Annotated in this window: 18 protein-coding genes; 11 read left to right on the top strand and 7 right to left on the bottom strand. The window is 65.0% G+C overall.

Annotated elements, in window-relative coordinates; all coding sequences use genetic code 11:
• Together hpnI and CF70_RS19635 are read right to left on the bottom strand one after the other, a co-directional pair.
• Positions 1-984: bacteriohopanetetrol glucosamine biosynthesis glycosyltransferase HpnI (gene hpnI, locus CF70_RS19640; RefSeq protein ID WP_035868202.1), on the bottom strand; the 984-nt coding region annotated here is incomplete at its 3' end.
• Between the two features lie 725 nt (positions 985-1709).
• The gene (locus CF70_RS19635) at positions 1710-2861 is read right to left on the bottom strand and encodes a zinc-binding dehydrogenase (RefSeq protein WP_035868199.1); all 1152 of its coding nucleotides are present in this window, start codon (positions 2859-2861) and stop codon (positions 1710-1712) included.
• 269 nt (positions 2862-3130) lie between these two features.
• On the opposite strand from CF70_RS19635, the gene CF70_RS19630 reads away from it, so the two are divergent.
• The 6 genes from CF70_RS19630 to CF70_RS19605 are packed head-to-tail and all read left to right on the top strand — an operon-like array spanning position 3131 to position 10274.
• Positions 3131-4591, top strand: a complete 1461-nt coding sequence (locus CF70_RS19630; protein ID WP_035868197.1) for an MFS transporter — start codon at positions 3131-3133, stop codon at positions 4589-4591.
• A complete protein-coding gene (locus tag CF70_RS19625) occupies positions 4588-6111 on the top strand; it encodes an FGGY family carbohydrate kinase (protein WP_035868194.1) in 1524 nt (507 codons plus the stop codon). The genes CF70_RS19630 and CF70_RS19625 overlap by 4 nt, the downstream gene beginning before the upstream one ends.
• Before the next feature lie 22 nt (positions 6112-6133).
• Positions 6134-7813, top strand: coding sequence for a glycerol-3-phosphate dehydrogenase/oxidase (locus CF70_RS19620; RefSeq protein WP_035868192.1), 1680 nt, complete (start codon positions 6134-6136; stop codon positions 7811-7813).
• Positions 7810-9363 (top strand): FAD-binding oxidoreductase, encoded by a 1554-nt coding sequence (locus CF70_RS19615; protein ID WP_035868190.1) that lies wholly within the window; start codon positions 7810-7812, stop codon positions 9361-9363. Before CF70_RS19620 ends, CF70_RS19615 begins: the two co-directional genes overlap by 4 nt.
• A gap of 5 nt (positions 9364-9368) precedes the next feature.
• On the top strand, positions 9369-9953 hold the full coding sequence (locus CF70_RS19610; protein ID WP_035868188.1) for a glycerol-3-phosphate responsive antiterminator: 585 nt from the start codon (positions 9369-9371) through the stop codon (positions 9951-9953).
• An 18-nt stretch (positions 9954-9971) separates the two neighbouring features.
• Positions 9972-10274: a putative quinol monooxygenase gene (locus tag CF70_RS19605; protein WP_035868185.1), complete on the top strand. Its 303-nt coding sequence runs from the start codon at positions 9972-9974 to the stop codon at positions 10272-10274.
• A gap of 35 nt (positions 10275-10309) precedes the next feature.
• Here CF70_RS19605 and CF70_RS19600 read toward each other — a convergent pair whose 3' ends face one another.
• Complete coding sequence (locus CF70_RS19600) at positions 10310-10582, bottom strand: hypothetical protein (protein ID WP_152561855.1); 273 nt, start codon at positions 10580-10582, stop codon at positions 10310-10312.
• 398 nt (positions 10583-10980) lie between these two features.
• Here CF70_RS19600 and CF70_RS19595 point away from each other — a divergent pair, with 398 nt between their 5' ends.
• The 5 genes from CF70_RS19595 (at position 10981) to CF70_RS19575 (ending at position 16995) form a co-directional block, all read left to right on the top strand.
• Positions 10981-11907, top strand: a complete 927-nt coding sequence (locus tag CF70_RS19595) for a glycosyltransferase (protein WP_051648675.1) — start codon at positions 10981-10983, stop codon at positions 11905-11907.
• 306 nt (positions 11908-12213) lie between these two features.
• Positions 12214-12798, top strand: coding sequence for an SCO family protein (locus CF70_RS19590; protein ID WP_051648674.1), 585 nt, complete (start codon positions 12214-12216; stop codon positions 12796-12798).
• A complete protein-coding gene (locus CF70_RS19585; RefSeq protein WP_235185130.1) occupies positions 12770-14821 on the top strand; it encodes an RICIN domain-containing protein in 2052 nt (683 codons plus the stop codon). Before CF70_RS19590 ends, CF70_RS19585 begins: the two co-directional genes overlap by 29 nt.
• The gene (locus CF70_RS19580; protein WP_035868181.1) at positions 14821-15252 is read left to right on the top strand and encodes a hypothetical protein; all 432 of its coding nucleotides are present in this window, start codon (positions 14821-14823) and stop codon (positions 15250-15252) included. The genes CF70_RS19585 and CF70_RS19580 overlap by 1 nt, the downstream gene beginning before the upstream one ends.
• Positions 15253-15318: 66 nt before the next feature.
• The gene (locus tag CF70_RS19575; protein ID WP_035868179.1) at positions 15319-16995 is read left to right on the top strand and encodes a hypothetical protein; all 1677 of its coding nucleotides are present in this window, start codon (positions 15319-15321) and stop codon (positions 16993-16995) included.
• A gap of 124 nt (positions 16996-17119) precedes the next feature.
• Here CF70_RS19575 and CF70_RS19570 read toward each other — a convergent pair whose 3' ends face one another.
• The 4 genes from CF70_RS19570 to CF70_RS19555 all read right to left on the bottom strand — a co-directional run bounded on the left by CF70_RS19570 (position 17120) and on the right by CF70_RS19555 (position 19596).
• On the bottom strand, positions 17120-18028 hold the full coding sequence (locus tag CF70_RS19570) for a sterol desaturase family protein (protein ID WP_035868177.1): 909 nt from the start codon (positions 18026-18028) through the stop codon (positions 17120-17122).
• A gap of 39 nt (positions 18029-18067) precedes the next feature.
• On the bottom strand, positions 18068-18781 hold the full coding sequence (locus CF70_RS19565) for a DUF6622 family protein (protein ID WP_349675119.1): 714 nt from the start codon (positions 18779-18781) through the stop codon (positions 18068-18070).
• A 67-nt stretch (positions 18782-18848) separates the two neighbouring features.
• The gene (locus CF70_RS19560; protein ID WP_235185129.1) at positions 18849-19391 is read right to left on the bottom strand and encodes a GNAT family N-acetyltransferase; all 543 of its coding nucleotides are present in this window, start codon (positions 19389-19391) and stop codon (positions 18849-18851) included.
• Complete coding sequence (locus tag CF70_RS19555) at positions 19381-19596, bottom strand: hypothetical protein (protein ID WP_035868174.1); 216 nt, start codon at positions 19594-19596, stop codon at positions 19381-19383. The genes CF70_RS19560 and CF70_RS19555 overlap by 11 nt, the downstream gene beginning before the upstream one ends.
• Positions 19597-19648: the final 52 nt, after the last annotated feature.

The raw sequence follows: 19648 nt of genomic DNA, 5'->3' as shown, positions 1-19648 counted from the left end.
GGCGGCGCTGCCCGCCAGCACGCTGCGCGCCACGATGCCGGCCAGCGCCACGGCCAGCACCAGAGGCTGCGGCGACAGCCAGGCGGCCAGCGCCAGCATGGGCCAGGTAAAGGTGATGAAGGTAAAGGCAAAGCCGATGGGGTTGATGGAACGGATGGTGCGCAGCCAGCGCAGTTCGTGCGCCCACAGCGCGGGCAGATGCGTTTCCGTCACATCCGTGCTTACCACGACGTCCGATAGCACGGTACGCAAGCCGCTGCGGCGGGTCAGCTCGCCAAGCCAGAAATCGTCGGCGAGCCGGTTGGCCAGGGGCGCGAATCCACCGATGGCGTCGAGTACCTCTCGCCGCAGGGCAATCGTCGCACCGAAGGAGAAGCGGCGCGAGCCGCCGCCATGGGCGATGTGCACGGAGGGCGCGAACCAGTCGTCGATAAACTGCGCGCCGACCCGTGACCATAGTCCGCCTGCGGCCCTGCCGCGGTACAGGCAGGTCACAACGCCAACCGCGGCGTCGGCCAGCGGCGCGGTGACGCGGGCCAGGTAATCCGGGGGCGCGGCAATGTCACTGTCGGCAATCAATAGCCAGGGATGGCGCGCTTGTGGCAGCAGGTTGATCAGGTTGCTGACCTTGAGGTTGCTGCCGTGCACCCGGGAGTCGGTCACCAGGGCAATGTCGCATGCCGGAAATTCCGCGCGCAGCCGCGCCACCACCGCGATGGCGGGATCGTCCGCCGCATGGACGCCGAACACCAGCTGGAACGCCGGATGCCGTTGCCGGCACAGGCCTGCAAGGTTCTCATAAAGCTGGGGGGCGGCGCCGCACAGCGGCTTGAGCACGCTGACCGGGTGCAGGCCGGCGTATTCCGGGGCGGCGCAAGGGGTGGCGGCCTGCGCCGGTGCGCGCCGGCTGGCCAGTACCGCGGTGATGGCATAGCCTGCCGCCACGCACGCCAGCGCGACGTCCGGGAGCGTGCCCCAGTTCATCTTGGGCAGCCGCTGGCACGAACGGCGTTGCTCCCCCTGGCACCACCGCCAGGCACTCCCATCCGAAGGGCCGCGGGAAGATCGATGCAAGGATCAGCAGGCAGTTCGAGCCGGATGCAACCGCGCTGGAAAAAAGTCACCTGCATGGAAGGCTCCCGGTCCAATCACCGCATTCATTGTGCGTGGATTTTCTGCGGGTTAATCATAAGGCAATCGATATAAAAAATTCCATGAATTCCTTAAAAATAAGATTCGCTTTGAAATGAATTTGTAAGGTTATGCCGATTAATTTGCGCTTATGCGATTGGTAATCATTGTCAAGTGAAATGTGCTAACAGAAAGTGATTATCGTTTCATGACAATGCGTGGCATGGCTGCCGCCCCCGGGTGCCTGCCACCCTGCCTGGCGCAAATGACGTCATTGATCATATCGCCCGCCATCGCGGCCGGCCTCGCGCAGCGCTTTGCTGTCTGGGAAGAAGCAGAACGGGCAAGCGGCTGGATTCCACGAGCATGTACGCCGGATCGGCCGCTGCGCGCCGGACCCGTTCGGTAATCCATTCCCGCTCCTGTACATGGCGCTGCCGTCCTGAGGCGCGCCGGGACGGCAGCCGTCCGACAGGCAGCGGGCTACGGAGCGCTGCCGACCGGCTCGGGCAGATTCTTTTCAGTGCCCGGTGCGGGCACTGAAAGCCGGCAAGCGCGGCATGCCGCGCCGCGGGTCATTACCCAGCCAGCCCCTTGTTCGGATTAATCAGATACTTCTCGCCGGTCGCGCGCCTGTTGTAGGCCGCGATCACGTCCAGGTCCAGTACCTCGGCCAGCGAGATCTCTTTCGAGTAGTGGCTGGCAAAGGTCGTCTTCAGTTCCGCCACCACGCGCTGCTTGAGCGCGCTCGCCGCATGCGGCCCGATCTTCTGCAGGAAGGGAAACAACAGCCAGCCTCCCATTCCCCAGGCCATGCCGAAGTTGCGGGTGAACTCTGTCGGGGAGGTGTCCAGGCCGCCATAGAGGTAGACCTGCTTGTGCGTCGTCGAGCCATAGCGGCTGTACTCGCCGGCTTTCCTGTTCAAGGCCGCCTCCATGCAGCCCAGGATCTGTCCCGCAAGCTTACCGCCGCCGGTGGCGTCGAAGGCGAGCGTCGCGCCCGTGGCGGCGATCGCTTCGGTGAGGTCTTGCAGGAAGGTGGGCGAAGCCGCGTTGCAGACGTGAACCGCACCCTGGGCCTTGAGCAGGTCCGCCTGCTCCTGCTTGCGCACGATGTTCACCAGGCCGACGCCATCCTTGAGGCAGATCTGGTTGAGCATCTGCCCCAGGTTGGAGGCAGCAGCGGTGTGCACCAGCGCGCTATGCCCCTCGCGCCGCATGGTTTCGACCATGCCCAGCGCCGTGAGCGGGTTGACGAACGACGAGGCGCCTTCGGCCGGCGTCGCGCCTTCCGGCAGGACCAGGCACTGTTCCGTCGGGATACAGCGGTACTGCGAGTACATCGCGCCGCCGATGGCAGCCACCGTCTTGCCCAGCAGCGCCTGCGCCGCGGCGGATGTGCCCGCCTCGACGACCACCCCCGCGCCTTCATTGCCAACCGGCATGGACACGTCTGCCCGGCCCGCCATGCTCTTCATCGCACCCTCCGGGACGCGGGCGGTGACGACGGGCTGTCCGGCCGAGCCGCCGGCCCTTGCCGTGCTCATGTCCGCGGCGCCGAACAGCAGGCCGAGGTCGGACGGGTTCAGGGGCGAGGCTTCGACACGGACCAGCACTTCGTTCGGGCCGGGCCGGGGGATGTCGACGCTGGCAAGCGACAACTCCAGTTCGCCGCCGCGCTTGATCAGCGAGCGGAGTTGAAGGGCGGTGCGGGTGCTCTCGATGGGCATTCGGTATCTCCTTGGGTCGGTCGTCTGAAACTGGCCGGGGCTGCGTTGGCCGCAGGGAGCAATGTAGCAAGTTCCGGCAAACCCGGCTGGCGGCGTCTCACGCCGCCGGTCCGGGGCAGGCCAGGCAGTGCCCGATCCTTCCCTTGACACTCGGAGGCTTTCAACCTAAAGTGCGCCTGCAGATCTAGATAAGAGACCATCTGTAAGATGGTCTCTACCTGCGTGCAGATTGCTGCGGCCTCTTACAGAAATAAAACAAGGAGACCGCTGTGCAATCCACGATCAAGATCCGTGGCATCGATGATGTCATCTCGTTTATTGATTCCTGCCCAGGCATAAAAGGCAGAGCCGGCCTCATCTGGTGGCTCGCGCTGGGGGGATTATTCCTTGACGCATTCTCCAATTCTGCATTGAGCGCGGGCCTCGGGCCCATGACGCGGGATTTGCATCTTGCCGCGTCGCAGGTCGCGCTGCTGACCTCGTTCGCTTCCTGGGTGGCCATTGCCTTCAACCCGATCGGCGGCTGGATGGCAGACCGCTGGGGCCGGGTTCGTCCGCTGGTGCTGGCGAAATTCCTGGCGGTGACCGGTGCGCTGCTGGTGGTCTTCGCGCCGGGCTTTGAAGTCATCCTGGTCGGGCGCTTCTTCGTGGGCGCCGCCTACGGCATTGATTTCGCCATTGCCATGGCGGTGCTGGCGGAGTTCACGCCAGTCAAGCTGAAGAGCCGGCTCAATACCTGGCAGGGCATGTGGTACACCGCGGTCTGCAGCAACCTGCTGCTGGCCTTGCTGTTCCACTCGTGGCAGGTGGGCGATTCCATCTGGCGCTATTCGGTGGCCGCTACGGCCATCTTCGGGGTCGGCATTCTCATCCTGCAGCTTGCCTTCCTGGTCGAAAGCCCGATCTGGCTGGCGCGCAAGGAGCGGCTGGACGACGCCGCCGGGGCGATGACCCGGATCTATGGCCGGCCCTTCGTGGCCGCGCCGGTGGACGAGCGCCTGCCTGTCCTCAACCAGGCAAAGCGCGGCCTGGCCAATGTGTTGCTTATCTTCCGCGGCGTGTACCTGCCGCGCACCATCCTTGCGGCGACCGTGCAGATCGGCCAGTCCATCCAGTATTTCGCGGTCGGCTGGTATTTGCCGCTGATCAGCGCGGCCTTGTTCGGCAAGGACTTCATCTACGCCACCGTGGGCGCGCTGGTCTTCAATGTCTTCGGCATCTTCGGGGGCTTCATGTCGCCGCTGATCGGCAGAAAGCTTGGCCTGCGGCGCGCTTCCGCCTTCGGGTTCGCCGCCGTCTTCGTCATGCTGCTGATCCTCGGCCTGTTCAACGGCAAGATGCCGGTCTGGGTGGCGGTGATCGTGCCGTCGCTGTTTATCCTTTTCCACTCGGGCGGCCCCGGCGCCAACGGCAAGAGCCTTTCGTCGCTGTCGTTCCGCAGTGAACTGCGCGCGGGGGCGAACGGCATCATCGGTGCCCTGGGCTCGACCGGCGCCGCGCTGGGCCTGTTGATCTTCCCGATCTTCCGGGAGAACTATGGCCTGGAAAAGACCTTTCTTATCCTGTCGATCGTGCCGCTGGCGGCCAGCATCATCTGCTTTGTGATCCGCTGGGACCCGACGCGCACCACGATCAATCCAGACAACGAAGCCGATGCCCCGCAATTCAGCGGCGATGAACAGCCGGCCCCGGCGTTCCTCAACCCGGCGATCGAGAAAACCCAGCGATGAAGCACAACAGGCACGTCATACTCGCCATCGACGAAGGCACCTCCGGAACGCGCGCGGCTGTCGTCGCGGCCGACGGCCATGTCTCCTGCCTGGAGTACATGGCGCTCCAGGTGGACGCGCCGCGGCCTGGCGTGGTGGAACAGGATGCGAACGCGATCCTGGAGAAGACCATCGCCGTGTGCCGCGCGACGATTGCGCGCGCGCAGCTGGAGCAGTTGCAAATCGTGGCGCTGGGCCTGGCCACGCAGCGGGCCACGGCGGTGCTTTGGGATACCCGCACCGGCCGCGCGCTCGTGCCCGCCATGGTCTGGCAGGACACGCGCTACGTCAGCGAACTCAACGCGCTGGCGCCAGCCTGGGACAAGACGCTGATCGAGCAGGTCGGCCGCCCGGCAGGCGTGCGCTCCCCCTACCTCTGGGCGGCACGCCATCTCCACGAGACCCCGGCCGTGGCCGAGGCGTTCCGGGAGAACCGTCTTGCGTTCGGCACGATCGATACCTGGCTGCTGTGGCACCTGTCCAGCGAACGCACCTGCGTGACCACGCCCACCAACGTGACATCCGCCAGTGCCTACGTGCTGGCGGAGCACCGCTACCACCTCGGCTGGCTGGACGCGCTGGGCTTTCCTGCCGCGCTCTTGCCGGCGCTGCGCCAGGACGCGGACGACTTCGGCCGCACCCGGCCGGAGCAACTGGGCATCGACGTGCCGATCCTCGCCTGCGCCGGCGACCAGCTCGCGGGCGCGGCGGGGCTCGGGTGCCTGGACCGGGGGCAATCGATGTGCGTGCACGGCACCGGCAGCTTCGTCGACCTGATGACCGGGCCGGAGCCGCCGGCCAGGGCCGGGCTGTACGACGGCACCCTGACCATGACCGCGCGCCGCCAGCATCATGTCTCGCACCTCTCGGTCGAAACCTTCGTGGCCACTACCGGTTCGGCGCTCAACTGGGTCTGCGAGAAGTTGCGCTGGTTCGAGAGCGCGAAGCAGATCAGCGCGCTGGCGGCCACAGTCGATTCGGCGCGCGGCGTGACGTTCCTGCCTGCGCTGACGGGGCTGCGCGTGCCGCAGATGCAGCCCGAGGCGCGGGCCTCGCTGACGGGCGTTTCCATCGCGAGCTCCCAGGCCGAGGTGGCCTACGCCATCCTCGAAGGCATTGCCCATGCGGTTGCGTCGTGCATCGAGGCCAACGAGGAAGTCGCTGGCGTGAAGGTGTCCGAACTCATCGTGGGCGGCGGCTTGTCCGGCAGCGACGCCTTGCTGCAGATCCAGGCGGACCTGACCGGCATGCCGATCCGGCGCATGCGGGAAACCGACCGGGCCAGCTTGCGCGGCATTGCCTTCTTCGCGGGATCGTCGGGATTGCTGTGGGACTCGCTGCAGCACGCCCGCGCCACCAATGAAACCGATGCCGTCTTCGAGCCCCGGCTCGGCGCCGGCGAGCGCGGCGAACGCCGCGCGCTGTGGCATGCGCGGGTGGCGTCCGAGCTGCGTCACGCGCAGACCTTCCACAATCAATAAGCAGTCAGGAGATTTCCACGACATGATGGTTTTTCCATCCAGAAATCCGGGCAAGGAGCGCGCCGCGATGACCTCCACCGAGCCGCTGCGCCTGGTCCGCCAGGAGCAGCTGGACCGCCTTGCCAGCGAACAGTTTGACATCCTCATCGTCGGCGGCGGCGTGACCGGCGCCTACGCGGCGCTGGATGCGAGCTTGCGCGGCTACCGCGTGGCCCTGGTGGAGAAGAACGACTTCGCCTCCGGCACTTCGTCCAAATCCTCCAAGATGGTGCACGGCGGCCTGCGCTATATCGAACAGGGCAACCTCGGGCTGGTGCGCCATTCCCTGCTGGAGCGCCAGCGCCTGCGCAGGAATGCCAGGCACCTGGTGCAGCGCCTGCCGTTCCTGTTCCCCGTGCTGGAAAAGGATGGCGTGTTCGACAAGCGCCTGTCCAAGGCGTTTGAAAGCCTGCTCTGGACCTACGACATCGCCGGCGGCTGGCGCGAAGGCATCCTCCACCAGAAACTCACCAAGGCCGAGGTGCTGTCGCATTGCCCGACCTTCAACGAAGAGAACCTGCTCGGCGGCTTCCTGTATTTCGATGCGCGGGTGGACGATGCCAGGCTGACCCTGAACATCGCCCGTACCGCGGCCTTCCATGGCGCGGCGGTGGTCAACCATGCGAAGGCGGTCGAGATCACCCGCAACGATCACGGCAAGGTCGATGGCGTGATCGTCCATGCCGGCGAGCGCGAGATCCGGGCCAGAGCCGGCGTCGTCATCATGGCGACCGGCGTCTGGCTGCGCGACTGGACCGGCCGCAAGAAGGGCGAGGAAAAGACCCTGCACATCCGGCCGGCCAAGGGCGTGCATATCGCCATTCCCTGGCTGAAGGTCCGCAACGACTGCACCGTGACCATCCCGGTGCCGGGGCGCAACCGCCGCGCCACCATCACCCGCTGGGGCAACGTCTCCTACCTCGGCACCACCGATGAAGACTACGAGGGTGACCTCGACGATGTCTGCTGCACCCGGCAGGAGCTGGACTTCCTGCTCGACGGCGCGCGCTGGGCCTTGAAGACGGACCTGCAGGCCGAGGACGTGCTCGGCAGCATCGCGGGGTGCCGGCCGCTGGTCGCGCCGCCGGGCGGCAAGACGCTGGAGATCAAGCGCAACCATGAAATCCATACGGCGGCCGATGGCCTGGTCACCATCGTCGGCGGCAAGCTGACGACCTCCCGGCATATGGCCGAGCAGACCATCGACGCCGCGCAGAAAGTCATCGGCCAGCGCAGCAAATGCCGGACCAGATCGGCGTACCTGCTGGGCGCGGCGGGATACGACGCGCAGGCCATTGTGGCATCCGGCGGCCTGTCGGCCCACCTGGGCGAGCGTTACGGCACGGAAGCGCGCTTTGTCAGCGACATCCTGCAGGCCGATGCGCGCCTGCAGAAGCCGATCGTCGAAGGGCTGCCCTACACCGAAGCCGAGATCGTCTACGCCGCGCGCCATGAACTGGCGGGCAGCGTGGACGACATCCTTTCGCGCCGCATCCGTGCCCGCCTGATGGCGCGCGATGCGTCGGCGCGCGCCGCGGCGCGCGTGGGCGAACTGCTGCAGGCCGAACTCGGCCTGCCCGAATCCGTCGTGGCGCAACAGGTCAACACCTACCTGAGCGCCGTCGCACATGAAAAATCCGTTCTTATGGGAGAGAAGGCATGATCAGCAAGGAAGCAATCAAGCGCGGCTACAACCGTGGCAACTACGTCGTCGGCGCGCACACGCCGCCCGCTTACGCGGCCACCATCAAGGAAACGTCCGACACGCCCGGGCTGCAACGCGACGCCGTGGCCGTCGATGCCGCGCAGATCGACGCGCTGCGCGGCGTGGCGGATGAAGTGCTCACCGATGCCGGCAGCGTCGTGACGTGGACGCGTGACTGGTGGGCCGGGTCGATGATGACCGAGACTGCCGGCAAGCCCGCGACCCCGCAGGCCGTCATCGTGCGGGTTTCAACCATCGGGCAGATCCAGGCGGTCATGCGCATCGCGCACGCGGCGGCGATCCCCGTGACCGTATCGGCCGGGCGCAGCAATGTGACCGGGGCCGCCCTGCCGGTGCGCGGCGGCATCGTGCTGGATGTGTGCGAACTGAACAAGATGCTGGACTTCGACAAGGAAAGCCAGATTGTCGAAGTGGAGGCGGGCGTGTTCGGCGACATCTTCGAGCAGACCATCCAGAGGGACTACGGCATGACGATGGGCCACTGGCCGTCGTCCTTCGCCATCAGCACCGTGGGCGGCTGGGTGGCGTGCCGCGGCGCCGGCCAGCTCTCCACGCGCTACGGCAAGATCGAGGACATGGTGTTCGGCATGGACGTGGTGCTGGCCGACGGCAGCCTCGTCACGGTGGGCGGATACTCGCGCGCGGCGCTCGGCTCCGACCTGCAGCAACTGTTCATCGGCTCGGAAGGCACCCTTGGCGTCATCGTGCGCGTGCGCCTGAAACTGCATCGGCTGCCCGACTACGGCCGCGCCATCGCCTATGGCTTCAAGACCTTCGCCATCGGCCTGGACGCATGCCGCGAGATCATGCAGCGCGGCGCGAATCCCGCGGCGCTGCGGCTCTACGACGAACTCGAGAGCGGCGTGCAGTTCAACCTGCCGGACACCAACGTGCTGCTGATCGCCGACGAGGGCGCCCGCGAGATGGTCGATGCGGTGATGGCCATCAGCGAAGGCGTGTGCAAGGAACTTGGCCATGCCCTGGACTCCGCGACCATCTTCGAGCGCTGGCTGGACACCCGCTACCTCACCGGCAAGAGCGCAGAAGGTTTCAAGCGCAGCCCCGGCTTTGTCGCCGACACCCTGGAAATGTCCGGCCCCTGGAGCGACCTGTCCGCCATCTATACCGACGTGGTCAACGCGATCAACGCCGTGCCCGGCACGCTGGCGGGCTCGGCGCACCAGTCGCACGCGTATGTGGACGGCGCCTGCCTGTACTTTTCGCTGCGCGGCGAGGTGGAGGTGGAGAACCGGGCGAAGTGGTACCGCCAGGCCTGGGATGCCGCCAATGCGGTGCTGATCAAATACAATGCCGCGTTGAGCCACCATCACGGCATCGGGCTGTTGCGCGCGCCGTATATGCGTGAATCGCTGGGCGGCGCGTTTCCGGTGCTGGTGGCGGTCAAGCAAGCGCTGGATCCCAAGAACATTCTCAATCCCGGAAAGCTCGGCCTGAGCGACGAGCTGCCCCACCGCGCGGATCGGTAAGCATCATGGACAAGTCACTCGGGGCACGCCTGACGCGGCACCCGGTCATCGGGACGCTCTACGGCGTCGAGCAGGTCGATATCTTTATCGAGAGCAATGCCGAAGTCTCCATCGTCGCCAACGTCGAGCTGCGCAAGCTGCAGCCGGTGGTGGCCACGCTGACCAAGGCGGGCAAGTACGTCATCGTCAACATCGACAGCTGCGAAGGGCTGTCGCAAGACAAGGGCGGTGTCGAGTATCTTGCCGATATCGGTGTGACCAGCCTCGTCTCCACCCGGGTGGCAACCATCCAGCGCGCCAACCGGGCGGGGCTGATCACGATGCAGAAGGTATTCGTGACAGACCGCTCGACCTGGCCGCGCAGCGTCAAGGCGCTGGAGCAGAGCGATCCCAATCTCGTGCAGCTGATGCCCGCGCCCATGCTCTCGCATCTTTCCACCAAGGACCGTAAGGCGCTGCCGCCCATCGTGACATCGGGCTTTGTCTGCAACAAGGACGATATCCGCAGCGCGATCAGGGAAGGCGCCGTGGCGGTTTCCACCAGCGACAGCAAGCTGTGGAACCTGGAACCTTCGGTGTTGAAATCCTGAAACCGACTGAGGTAATCGATGGCTGCTTCCCACCTGCAGGTGATCGCGCACTACTTTGCGTTGCCGGGGAATGGCGACAAGGTGTGCGCGCTGCTGGCCGAACTCGCCGCGGCAACGCGTGGCGAGCCTGACAATCTGTATTACGATTTTTTCCGCTCGCCGGCGCAACCGGATCACTTCGTGATCCTGGAGAAGTACAGGAACGCGCAGGGGCTGGACAGGCATCGCGAGTCGGCGCATTTCCAGCGGCTCGGGTTCGGGGCCATCATTCCGCTGCTTGACCGGCGTGAGGTCAGCAGCCACACGGTCGGCGCGGACTGAGGCACCCGCCCCGCCCGGTAGCGCCGCGGCCGGGGCTACTCCCGGATAACCTTGGCGAGTGGCCTCGGCGCGCCTATGCAGCCACTGAAGAGGATGATGTCTCCCCCATCCTTCATCACCCCATGGAGGCAACCATTCTCCTTGATGGCCCAGCGAATCCTGGCATCGCCGGAAACGCGGGCGACGGCGAAGGGATCGCCGGCCTGAAGCGTGGATTTCAGCGCATCCTCCGTCAGCACCGAGGCTCGGCGGCAACGCCAGGTGAGACGATGGCCAGCAGAGCGGCGGTCATGAATTGAGGTATCCATATTTTCGTCCACTCCGTCTTGTGCGCCGCCATCGCTGCGACGTTTGCATCGGGGGATGCGGAACGCGTGATCGCTTCACTCAAATTGGTGATCGGCGTCGCGCTGTCCCGGATGTCCAGCCAGGGAGGTGTCAATTTCCCAGGTCGCTGGCGGCATCGGTGGCCTTCGCAAGAGCAAGGATTCGGGCACGTTGCGACCCGGCTGGCTATGGCGTTTTGGTCCGGGCTTGCAGCAAGAGCGTGAGTCCTGCAGCGGGTATTCAAAGCGGCACAAGTCAAGCGCGGTCCGTGCGCAAGCGCGCACTAATTCTTGAAAAAAAGAGACTGCGCCGACTCATCCCAATGGCTAGTTGAAAGGGAATTTGCGCTACTTATACTAAGGAAATCCAAGCGCGGGTAATGCTCATGAAGACGTTGGCTACCGCAGATCAACATGCCCCCTTGCCGTCGCCGGCGAGGGTCGCTGTTATCGTGGCCACGAAAGGCCGGCCGCAGGCATCGACGCACGTGCTGCGACTGCTCGAGAAGCAATCCGTGCAACCGGCCATCACACTGTTCTCCGCCTGCACGGATGCGGATATCGAGCCCGGCCTGGAAACGCCGCTGGCGGTTGAGACTATCTTTGGCCCGGCAGGCTTGCCCGCGCAGCGCAACCGCGCGCTGGCCACGGTCCTGTCGCGCGCGGATTTTGTCGTTTTCTTCGACGATGACTTCGTGCCGTCACCCTATTGGATAGAGCGCTGCCTGCAGGCCTTTCTAGCGGAGCCCGATGTCGCGGGGATCTCCGGCGCCTTGCTTCACGATGGCGCGGTCGGTGCCGCCATGTCATGGGACGACGCATGCAGCCTTGTCCGGCAGGCAGAGGCCGTCGCCGGTACACCGCGCCCGCTCACCACGCTGAGCGGGCTCTATGGATGCAACATGGCCTATCGCGTTTCCGCGATCGGCAATCTGCGCTTTGACGAGCGGCTGGTGCTTTACGGCTGGCTGGAAGACAAGGATTTTTCGCGCGCGATCGGCAGGAAGGGCAGGCTGGTCGAGTCCGACGCGATGTTAGGGGTCCACCTGGGGTTGAGATCGGGCCGAGTCTCCGGAAAACGTTTTGGTTTCTCGCAGATCGTCAATGCCTGGTATTTGCACAAGAAGGGCGTGCTTTCCACGAAGGAAGTCTGGAGTTTCATCGCTAAGGCGCTCACTGCCAATGGTGTCAGGTCGATCCGGCCTGAATCGCACATCGACCGCCGCGGACGTTTCGCCGGCAACCTGGTCGGCGTGACAGATCTTCTGCTTGGCCGGTGCCGGCCGGAGAGGGCCAGTGATTTGTGAGGTGATTATTGCGATGCCGCTGACTTTCGTCAGCGTTTGATAGATGGGCCCCGGGGGCGGGGAAGGTTGTTATCGAAATGACGGCGGGGCCAACGCGGGCCCGTCGCGAAAGCGCTCGCCATCAAGGACGCTGCCTGTGCGCAGCGGCCCTTCGGCAATTTCCCCCGATAGGCTGGAATGACATTCGACGGCGCGCTCCCAGAGGGCGCCATTGGGGGAGTCCCTCGTGGAACGCCAATTGCGATCATGCAGCTACGCGCCATGCCGGCCGGAGTGGCGCGACATATGACTCGGAGACGTACCGGAATGACCACCTGGACCCGGCGCGCATGGCTGCGCGGCATTTCAGCAAGCATCCTGGCTGTCGCATCGCGCGACATGTATGCGCATGTGAGCGCGGGACCTGTCGATGCACCGCTGCCCACGCTGGACGGCTGGGTGGTCGACCAGTTCGGCCGGCGGGTGCGTCTGCAGGAGATGTTGCTGGGCGGCGTCACGGCAATGCAAACGATATTCACGGGCTGCAGCTCGGTTTGCCCGTTGCAGGGCGCGCTGTTCAGCGCGGTGCAGGACGGCATGCCGCGCGTGAACGCCCGGTATCCGCTTCGCCTGGTCTCGCTCAGCATCGATCCGCTGTCCGACTCTCCGGAGGCGCTGCGAGCATGGCTGCAGCGCATGGGCGCCGGCCCCAACTGGCGTGCGGTGGCGCCAACGGGCGCCGTCGAGCAGATCAGGACGGTACTTGCCGGCAGGGCGCCGGGTCCGAACCTCGATGCGCATTCCACACAAGTCTATTTCTTTAACAAGGCTGCGCAATTGTGCTGGCGCAGCCCTGCATTGCCGCAAGCGAAAGAAGTCCTGTATGTCATGGAACGCCTGGCCCAGGCTTGACGGATCCGGCACGGGCCAATCAACAACAGCAGAGCAACAACACCAAACCACCAACCCGCCAGCAAATTTCGCCATGACTCTCATCTCACTGCAATCCAACGGATTCACGAGGGCACTGCTTAAGTGGATCGGTGCCTGTCTTGTTCTCCTTGCATGGACGTTCTCCGCACCAGCCGCGGCGCAGACCGGCGCGATGAGCCTGAGCGGCAAGAACCTGTGCGCCGATGTCTCGGGCGCCTCGACGGCGAACGGCGCACCGGTCATCGTCTGGGCGTGCAGTGGCGACCCCAACCAGCGATGGACGTTCACCGCCGACGGTACCGGGTACAAGATCACGGTGGGCCACACCGGCGATTGCCTGGACATTAATAATGTCAGCACGGCCAACGGGGCCGCGGCAATTCAATGGCCATGTCAGGTACCAGCCGCCAACAACCAGCGGTTCACGCTGAAGCAGCAAAATGGCGGCTATGCGGTGGTGGCCGTGCACAGCGGCAAGTGCCTTTCCGCGACAGGGAAAGCCAACGCTCAGCAAGGGCAGGCGGTGGCCCAGTACACCTGCGACGGCAGCGTCAGCCAAACCTGGCTGCTGCCCAATCTGAACATTACCACCCTGCCATCGAAATGGACGGCGCCCAAGGCACTGTCGCTCGTACCGGTAGCGGCGGCGAACCTGCCATCCGGCAAGGTGTTGGTGTGGTCCGCCTACGATCGCTTCACGTTCGGCGGCGACAACGGGCAGACTTACACCGCCCTGTTCGACCCGGTCGCCATGACGTCCACCGAGAAGCTGGTCACCAATACCGCGCATGACATGTTCTGCCCGGGGATCGCGAATCTCCCCGATGGACGCATCTTCGTCAACGGCGGATCCAGCAGTACCAAGACCAGCATCTACGATCCGGCCACGGCCAAGTGGTCCGTGGCACCGGAGATGAACCGCGGCCGCGGGTATGAGGGCAGCGTCACGTTGAGCAACGGCGGCGTCTTCACCGTGGGCGGTTCCTGGAGCGGCGCCATCGGCGACAAGGACGGCGAAACCTGGATGCCGAACAACCCGTGGCGGCTGAACAGCGCCATATGGGACGACTACATCCTGACTGGCGACTCTGCGGGCCTGTACCGTTCGGATAACCACGCGTGGCTGTTCGCGTCGGCCAATGGCCGGGTGTTCCATGCGGGGCCGAGCAAGCAGATGAACTGGATCGACACCACCGGTGACGGCAGCGTGACCCCGGTCGGTACGCGGGCGGCGGATGGCGATGCGATGAACGGCAACGCCGTGATGTACGACATCGGCAAGATCCTTACGGTGGGCGGAGCGCCGGACTATGAAAACACGACGTCAACCGCGAACGCACACGTGATCGATATCACGAGCGGCACGCCGGTGGTGCGCAAGCTCGCTTCCATGGCCTATGCCCGCGCCTTCGGCAACAGCGTGGTCTTGCCGAATGGCCAGGTCGTGGTGATCGGTGGCCAGACCGTGCCGGTGCCGTTCTCCGATGACGGGGCGGTGCTCACCCCGGAACTCTGGGATCCGGCTACCGAGAAGTTCCAGAAGCTGGCTGCGATGGCAACCCCGCGGACCTACCACAGCGTGGCCCTGTTGCTGCCCGACGGGCGGGTGCTGAGCGGTGGTGGCGGCCTTTGCGGGGATTGCACGACCAATCATCCCAATGTGGAGATCCTGTCACCGCCCTATCTGCTCAACGCGGATGGAACGGCGGCGACCCGCCCGACGATTTCGTCGGCGCCGGGGGATGCCCTGCTTGGAACCACGATCTCGGTGACCACGAATACCCCGGTGGCCAAGTTCGCGCTGGTCCGCATGTCGTCGGTCACGCATTCCGTGAACAACGAGCAGCGCCGGGTGCCGGTCACCTTCACGGTCGGGACGGCGGGAGAGAATCTGATCAAGATCCCGTCCGACCCGGGCGTCGCCGTGCCCGGCTACTACTATCTGTTCGCCATGAATTCGGCGGGCGTGCCGAGCGTGGCCAAGGTCATTCGCGTCCACTGATGCGCCGCGCGAACGGAGCATGGCGGGCGGTCCTGGGTGTGGCGCTGGCCGCCGCCAGCATGCTGGCGGCGGCAGCGGATGGCAGCGGGGACGTGGAGCGGGGGCGGGCGCTGTTCTACGGCGAGACGGATCTCGCTGCGCACTTGCGGGGGGATCCCGCGCCGCTGCCCGCTTCAGCCGTGCGCTGCATCAATTGTCATGCCAAGACCAGCCGGGGGGAGGCATTTGCCCCGCCGCTGACGTCGGATTCCCTTCGTACCTTAAGCCCGCGCCGGGGCGGCCCGCCCACGGCTTACGACCGCGACGCCTTCTGCAGTGCGCTAGGCAACAGTATCGACGTGGCCAACGTGGTATTCGTAAAGGCGATGCCACAGTACGTCCTGTCGGATAGCGACTGTTCTGCCTTGTGGGCGTACCTGATGACGCAGTAAGCAGGGTGATGGCGTTGCCATGCCTGCGCCGCTCGAAAACTACACGAGTAACCACATGGAAACGGCATGACTCCATTCAGGCGACAATTCTTTGCACGGCTCGCAGGCACGGTCGCGGGGGCCGGTGCCGCGCTGGCGTCGACCGTTGGCATCGGCAGGGGCGCCATCGCGCGCACCGCGCAAGAGGGCAGGGCGGAAGAGCGCGTGGTATCCGTCAAGGATTTCGCGGGCCTGGACGCGACCGGCTCGAGCCCGTCCGACCAGGCGTTCAGCAGGGCACTGAAAGAAGTCGCCTCGCTCAAACGCAAAGCCCTCGGCGACGAAAACTCCAACAGGATCGGCAACAAGCGCATCGTGCTGCCGCCCGGCACCTACCTGATCACGCAGCCGGGCGCGCTGGTGGACTCCGGTGCATTCGGGGAGCGCACGCAAGGCCTGACGATCGAGGGCGACGGGGCGCCGGGAACGGTGGTCATCATCTACCAGCCGGCCATGCCGGGGCCGCTCATCAAGAACAACGACAAGCTGCTGGTGCTCCGCTTCAGGAACATCCAGTTCCACGGCAAGGCGCCGAACAGCGACCTGATCGACAGCACCAGTACGGGCGGCGCGCAGGACTACGCCTTCGACGACTGCATCTTCACCGGCAACTGGAGATATGGCGCCAACCTCACCGGCGGGAACAACAACAGCGAGTGGCATTTCGGCCGCTGTTCCTGGGCCGGCAAATGGCAGTCGTTTCTCTACGTGGGCACCGCCAATACCTCGGACCAGTTCCTGAACTACTGGTTTGACCACTGCAAATACTGGAGCTCCAGCATCTGGATCGACATGGCCAAGGGCGGCAATATCAAGCTGACCGATTGCGATGTCAGTGGCTATGAACCCGCCGCGCAAACCTACCTGTTCAACCTGCGCGGGCGTTCCCATGCGCGCGGCGTCTGTTCGTTCAAGGCGTCGGGCTTGCGCGTCGAGCAGAAGACCCGGTTCGCGGGCCTGATGTATTGCGAGTGGGAGCAAGGCAACATCGGGTTCAAGGATTGCGATTTCGGTTCGCAGGCTTACCAGCCATTCGCCGCGGGGGTGATGTCGGCCTTGTTCTCGCCGGGTGACAGTTCCGGGGCGCAAGTGGTGTTCGACAATTGCCAGATCATGGGCCGGCACCACTACACGACCGGACAGGCGCCGGCCGGCCAGGGGCGCTCCAGCTACCGGAACTGCGATTTCCTCAACTACACCTACCCGGACGAGGCGTTTGCCTTCTCCGAGGCAGGAGGGCAGGCCGGGCGCCGCCGCGCAGTGGTGCTCGAAAGCTGCCGGGGCAACGGCACGGGCAGTGTCTACGCCGACGCCGAAGTGGGCTGGGACGTGGCGGCGATTGCGACGGTCAAGCAGAAGATCGTCTCGTTCAAATCCGCCTTCGGCAATCTGCCGAGCGGCGCCGACGGCCCGCTATCCATCGTGTTGCCGCTGCACGCGATCATCCTGCGCGTCATCGTGGATGTTCCGGCCGGCGCGCTCGGGTCCGGCGGCAAGGCAGGCTACACCGTGCAAACGGGCGAGGCCTCCACCACTGCGCTGGCTGCCCTGAGCCTGAGTCCGGCGAGCTCGGCGGGCCGGGTGGATAACCAGCCGTACTTCCGCTGCAGCACGCGGCAGAAGTGCACGATCAGCCTGGTGCCGACGGTGAAGGACCAGCCCCCGGGGATCGGCGCGGTGGTCTTGGTGGAATACATTGGATGAAGGTGGCGGCCGGATAGCGCACCGGGGCGGAGCCTGAGGGCAGCGCTCAATGCCACCGGAAGCCCAATGCGCAACGCGCGCCGGTTCGTCGGCCGGGTAACGCGTGCCGCGCCGCCGCCTGGATTCAGCCGCCGGCCGCGCCGCGCGGCACTCCGGACTCAAGCTTGCGCGCGCGCATCTCCGCGGTGGTATTGCCCTCGCCATCCGGCGTCCAGCCCGGCGGCATGAACAGGTATCCGAAGAAGGCGCGGGCGCTGCGCGCCCCGGCCAGGTCGCGCAACAGACGGACCCACTGCGTGAACTCGATCCGCAGCGGGTTGGCGCTGTGGATCGGATGCACCAGCCCATACCTGCAGGGCACGTCGTCGCGCTCCTTCACGTAGGTGCCGAACAAGCGGTCGAAGACCAGCAGCACGCCGCCATAGTTCGCATCCAGGTACTCCAGGTTCGACGCATGATGCACCCGGTGCGCCGACGGCGTATTGAGGATTCCCTCCAGCCAGCCCAGCCGCGGAATCCACACCGCATGAATCCAGAACTGGTAGAGCAGATTGAGCGACAGCACCGCGAACACCATGTCCGGCTCGAAGCCGATCCACGCCAGCGGCACGAAGAACAGCGCCGTGCCGGTCAGCTTGCCAAGCACCCCGATGCGAAACGCAGCCGACAGGTTGAGATCGTTAGGGGAGTGATGCACCGCGTGGTTGCTCCAGAACCAGCGCACCCGGTGCGCGGCGCGGTGATACCAGTAATAGCAGAACTCCTGCCCGATAAAGAGCAGCGGCAAGGCTACCCAGCCTGCAGGATGGATCGTCATCAGCCGATGCTCGAACGCCAGCCGCACCAGCGGCGCGGCAATCGTCAGCGGCAAGGCGATACCCACCGCGATGCGTGCGACCAGATCCAGCGCCGAGACGCCGAAAGCCCGCCAGTCGTAGCGCTGGCGACGCGACAGGACGATCCCTTCGATCAGGGCGAATAACAAGACAGATGGGACGGCGACGAACAGCTGAAACTTCTCTACTGCACTCATGACTGCTGGCTTGTGGGTTGTTCGGGGCGACCGATGCGATTAGCCCGGCATGCCATAGGGCCGCGCTTGTCGCGCAAGCCGCCATGTCACGAAGCTACGTGCGAGGAAGATACCGCTAACGGTGCCGTAGATAAAGCCGGCTGCCAATGCGGTGCTGCTCCGATGCAATAGATCAGGGTTTATCGCTAGTGCGACGTTGACGATAAACCGGGTGAGGAACAGGCAAAGTATCAGCGCCAGCGGTATCCAGCTGCCGGGAACCAGCAAGCGCCGGTCCGCTTCCGACCAGCGGATGCCGTCCCAAGCGCCAATGGCGTTGGACAAAGCCAGCGCCAAGGCCATGCCGGCTCCCCAGGCGGCGAGTGCAAGCGGCTGGTGCGGGAAGGCCGATATGAGGCTGCCAAAGGAGGCCACCGCCATGGCGATCGGAATGGCCGTGGCCCTGCCGGGTGTCAGCCGTCTTGGGGCTGTTTGCGAAAGGCCGAGGGCAATCAGACCGGCGAGCAAGGCCCAGACCCAGAGGGGCGTGTGATGGAGGATTCCGCTGAGCATGGTTGGCTTCCTGTTCTTGTGAGTGTTCTTGTGAGGGGAAACGCGATGGTGCTCATATTCGGTGGACACTGGCACCTTGGGCAGCGGGTTGCGACGAAATGCAGGATGGTGTCGTGAAATGCGCGGGGCGTCGGGTGAAGTGCCAGGGCGTGACTGTCGGCCGGGCGGGAGGCAGTCGGGCCAGGGTGCGTCCAGCTTCATTGTTGGCCGGAAGTCCCGGAGCGGCCTCGTCGCGGTTGCGTCAGGGCGCCGCCTGGCGGGGGCGCGTCTATCCGGGCTGACGAAACCTGGCCATGGAGATGTCGGCGAGATAAGACCCGTCGGGCAGGCGTATCCGCTTCTCGAGGCGTCCTTCCTCGACAAAACCAAAATGCGCATAGAGAGCGCGTGCACGCCGGTTGGTCTCGCGAACCCGAAGCTCTATTTTTTCGACAGCCGGCGTGCGATCCGCCCACTGGAGCAGGGCGCTCATCAGCGCGGTGCCGATCCCGAGCCCAAGGTGCCCGGGATGGACGACGATCGTCAGCGTGAAGACGTGCTCCATGGAGTCCAGCCCCAATGGCTCCAGCAGTGCGTGGCCAACCGGCGCCCCGTCGACTTCCGCTACGAGGTAAGCGCCTTTCGTCGAGAGGGCTTCGATCTTGTGCTCGAATGCGGCTTCATGGAACTCGTGGGGCCGCGATACGAGCAGGCCGGGCGTGGTGGCTGTTTGCCGCTCGGCAGAACATAGCGCCGGGGCATCTGCCTTGGTGGCATTGCGGATGTTCACGGTCTCTGGCATGGCAGGCTGGTTGGTATCGCTAATACGCATCGTAATTGCCTAATACAACCCGATACGCCGCTACGGCCCCCTCGGAAAGGAAAATACGCCGCGATTCAAAGGCGCGAAGCCAGAATTGAACCACGCTTTGGGGCACTCCCTTCTGGTTTGCCGCTTGCTCGACGATATTGGCCGCCTCGATCTCCAACAGCGCGGCATAGGTATCCCTGCCGATGGCAACCTGGTGCTCACGCACTGCACCTGCAACTGCTTAACGTCAAAGTCAAAAGCTTAAAGTCAAAGGCAGT

This window comes from Cupriavidus sp. SK-3 (assembly GCF_000611145.1).
In the GTDB taxonomy this organism is placed as follows: Bacteria; Pseudomonadota; Gammaproteobacteria; order Burkholderiales; family Burkholderiaceae; genus Cupriavidus.
The sequence above is the reverse complement of the archived record's forward strand: the minus strand, read 5'-3'. Positions and strand labels throughout refer to the sequence as shown.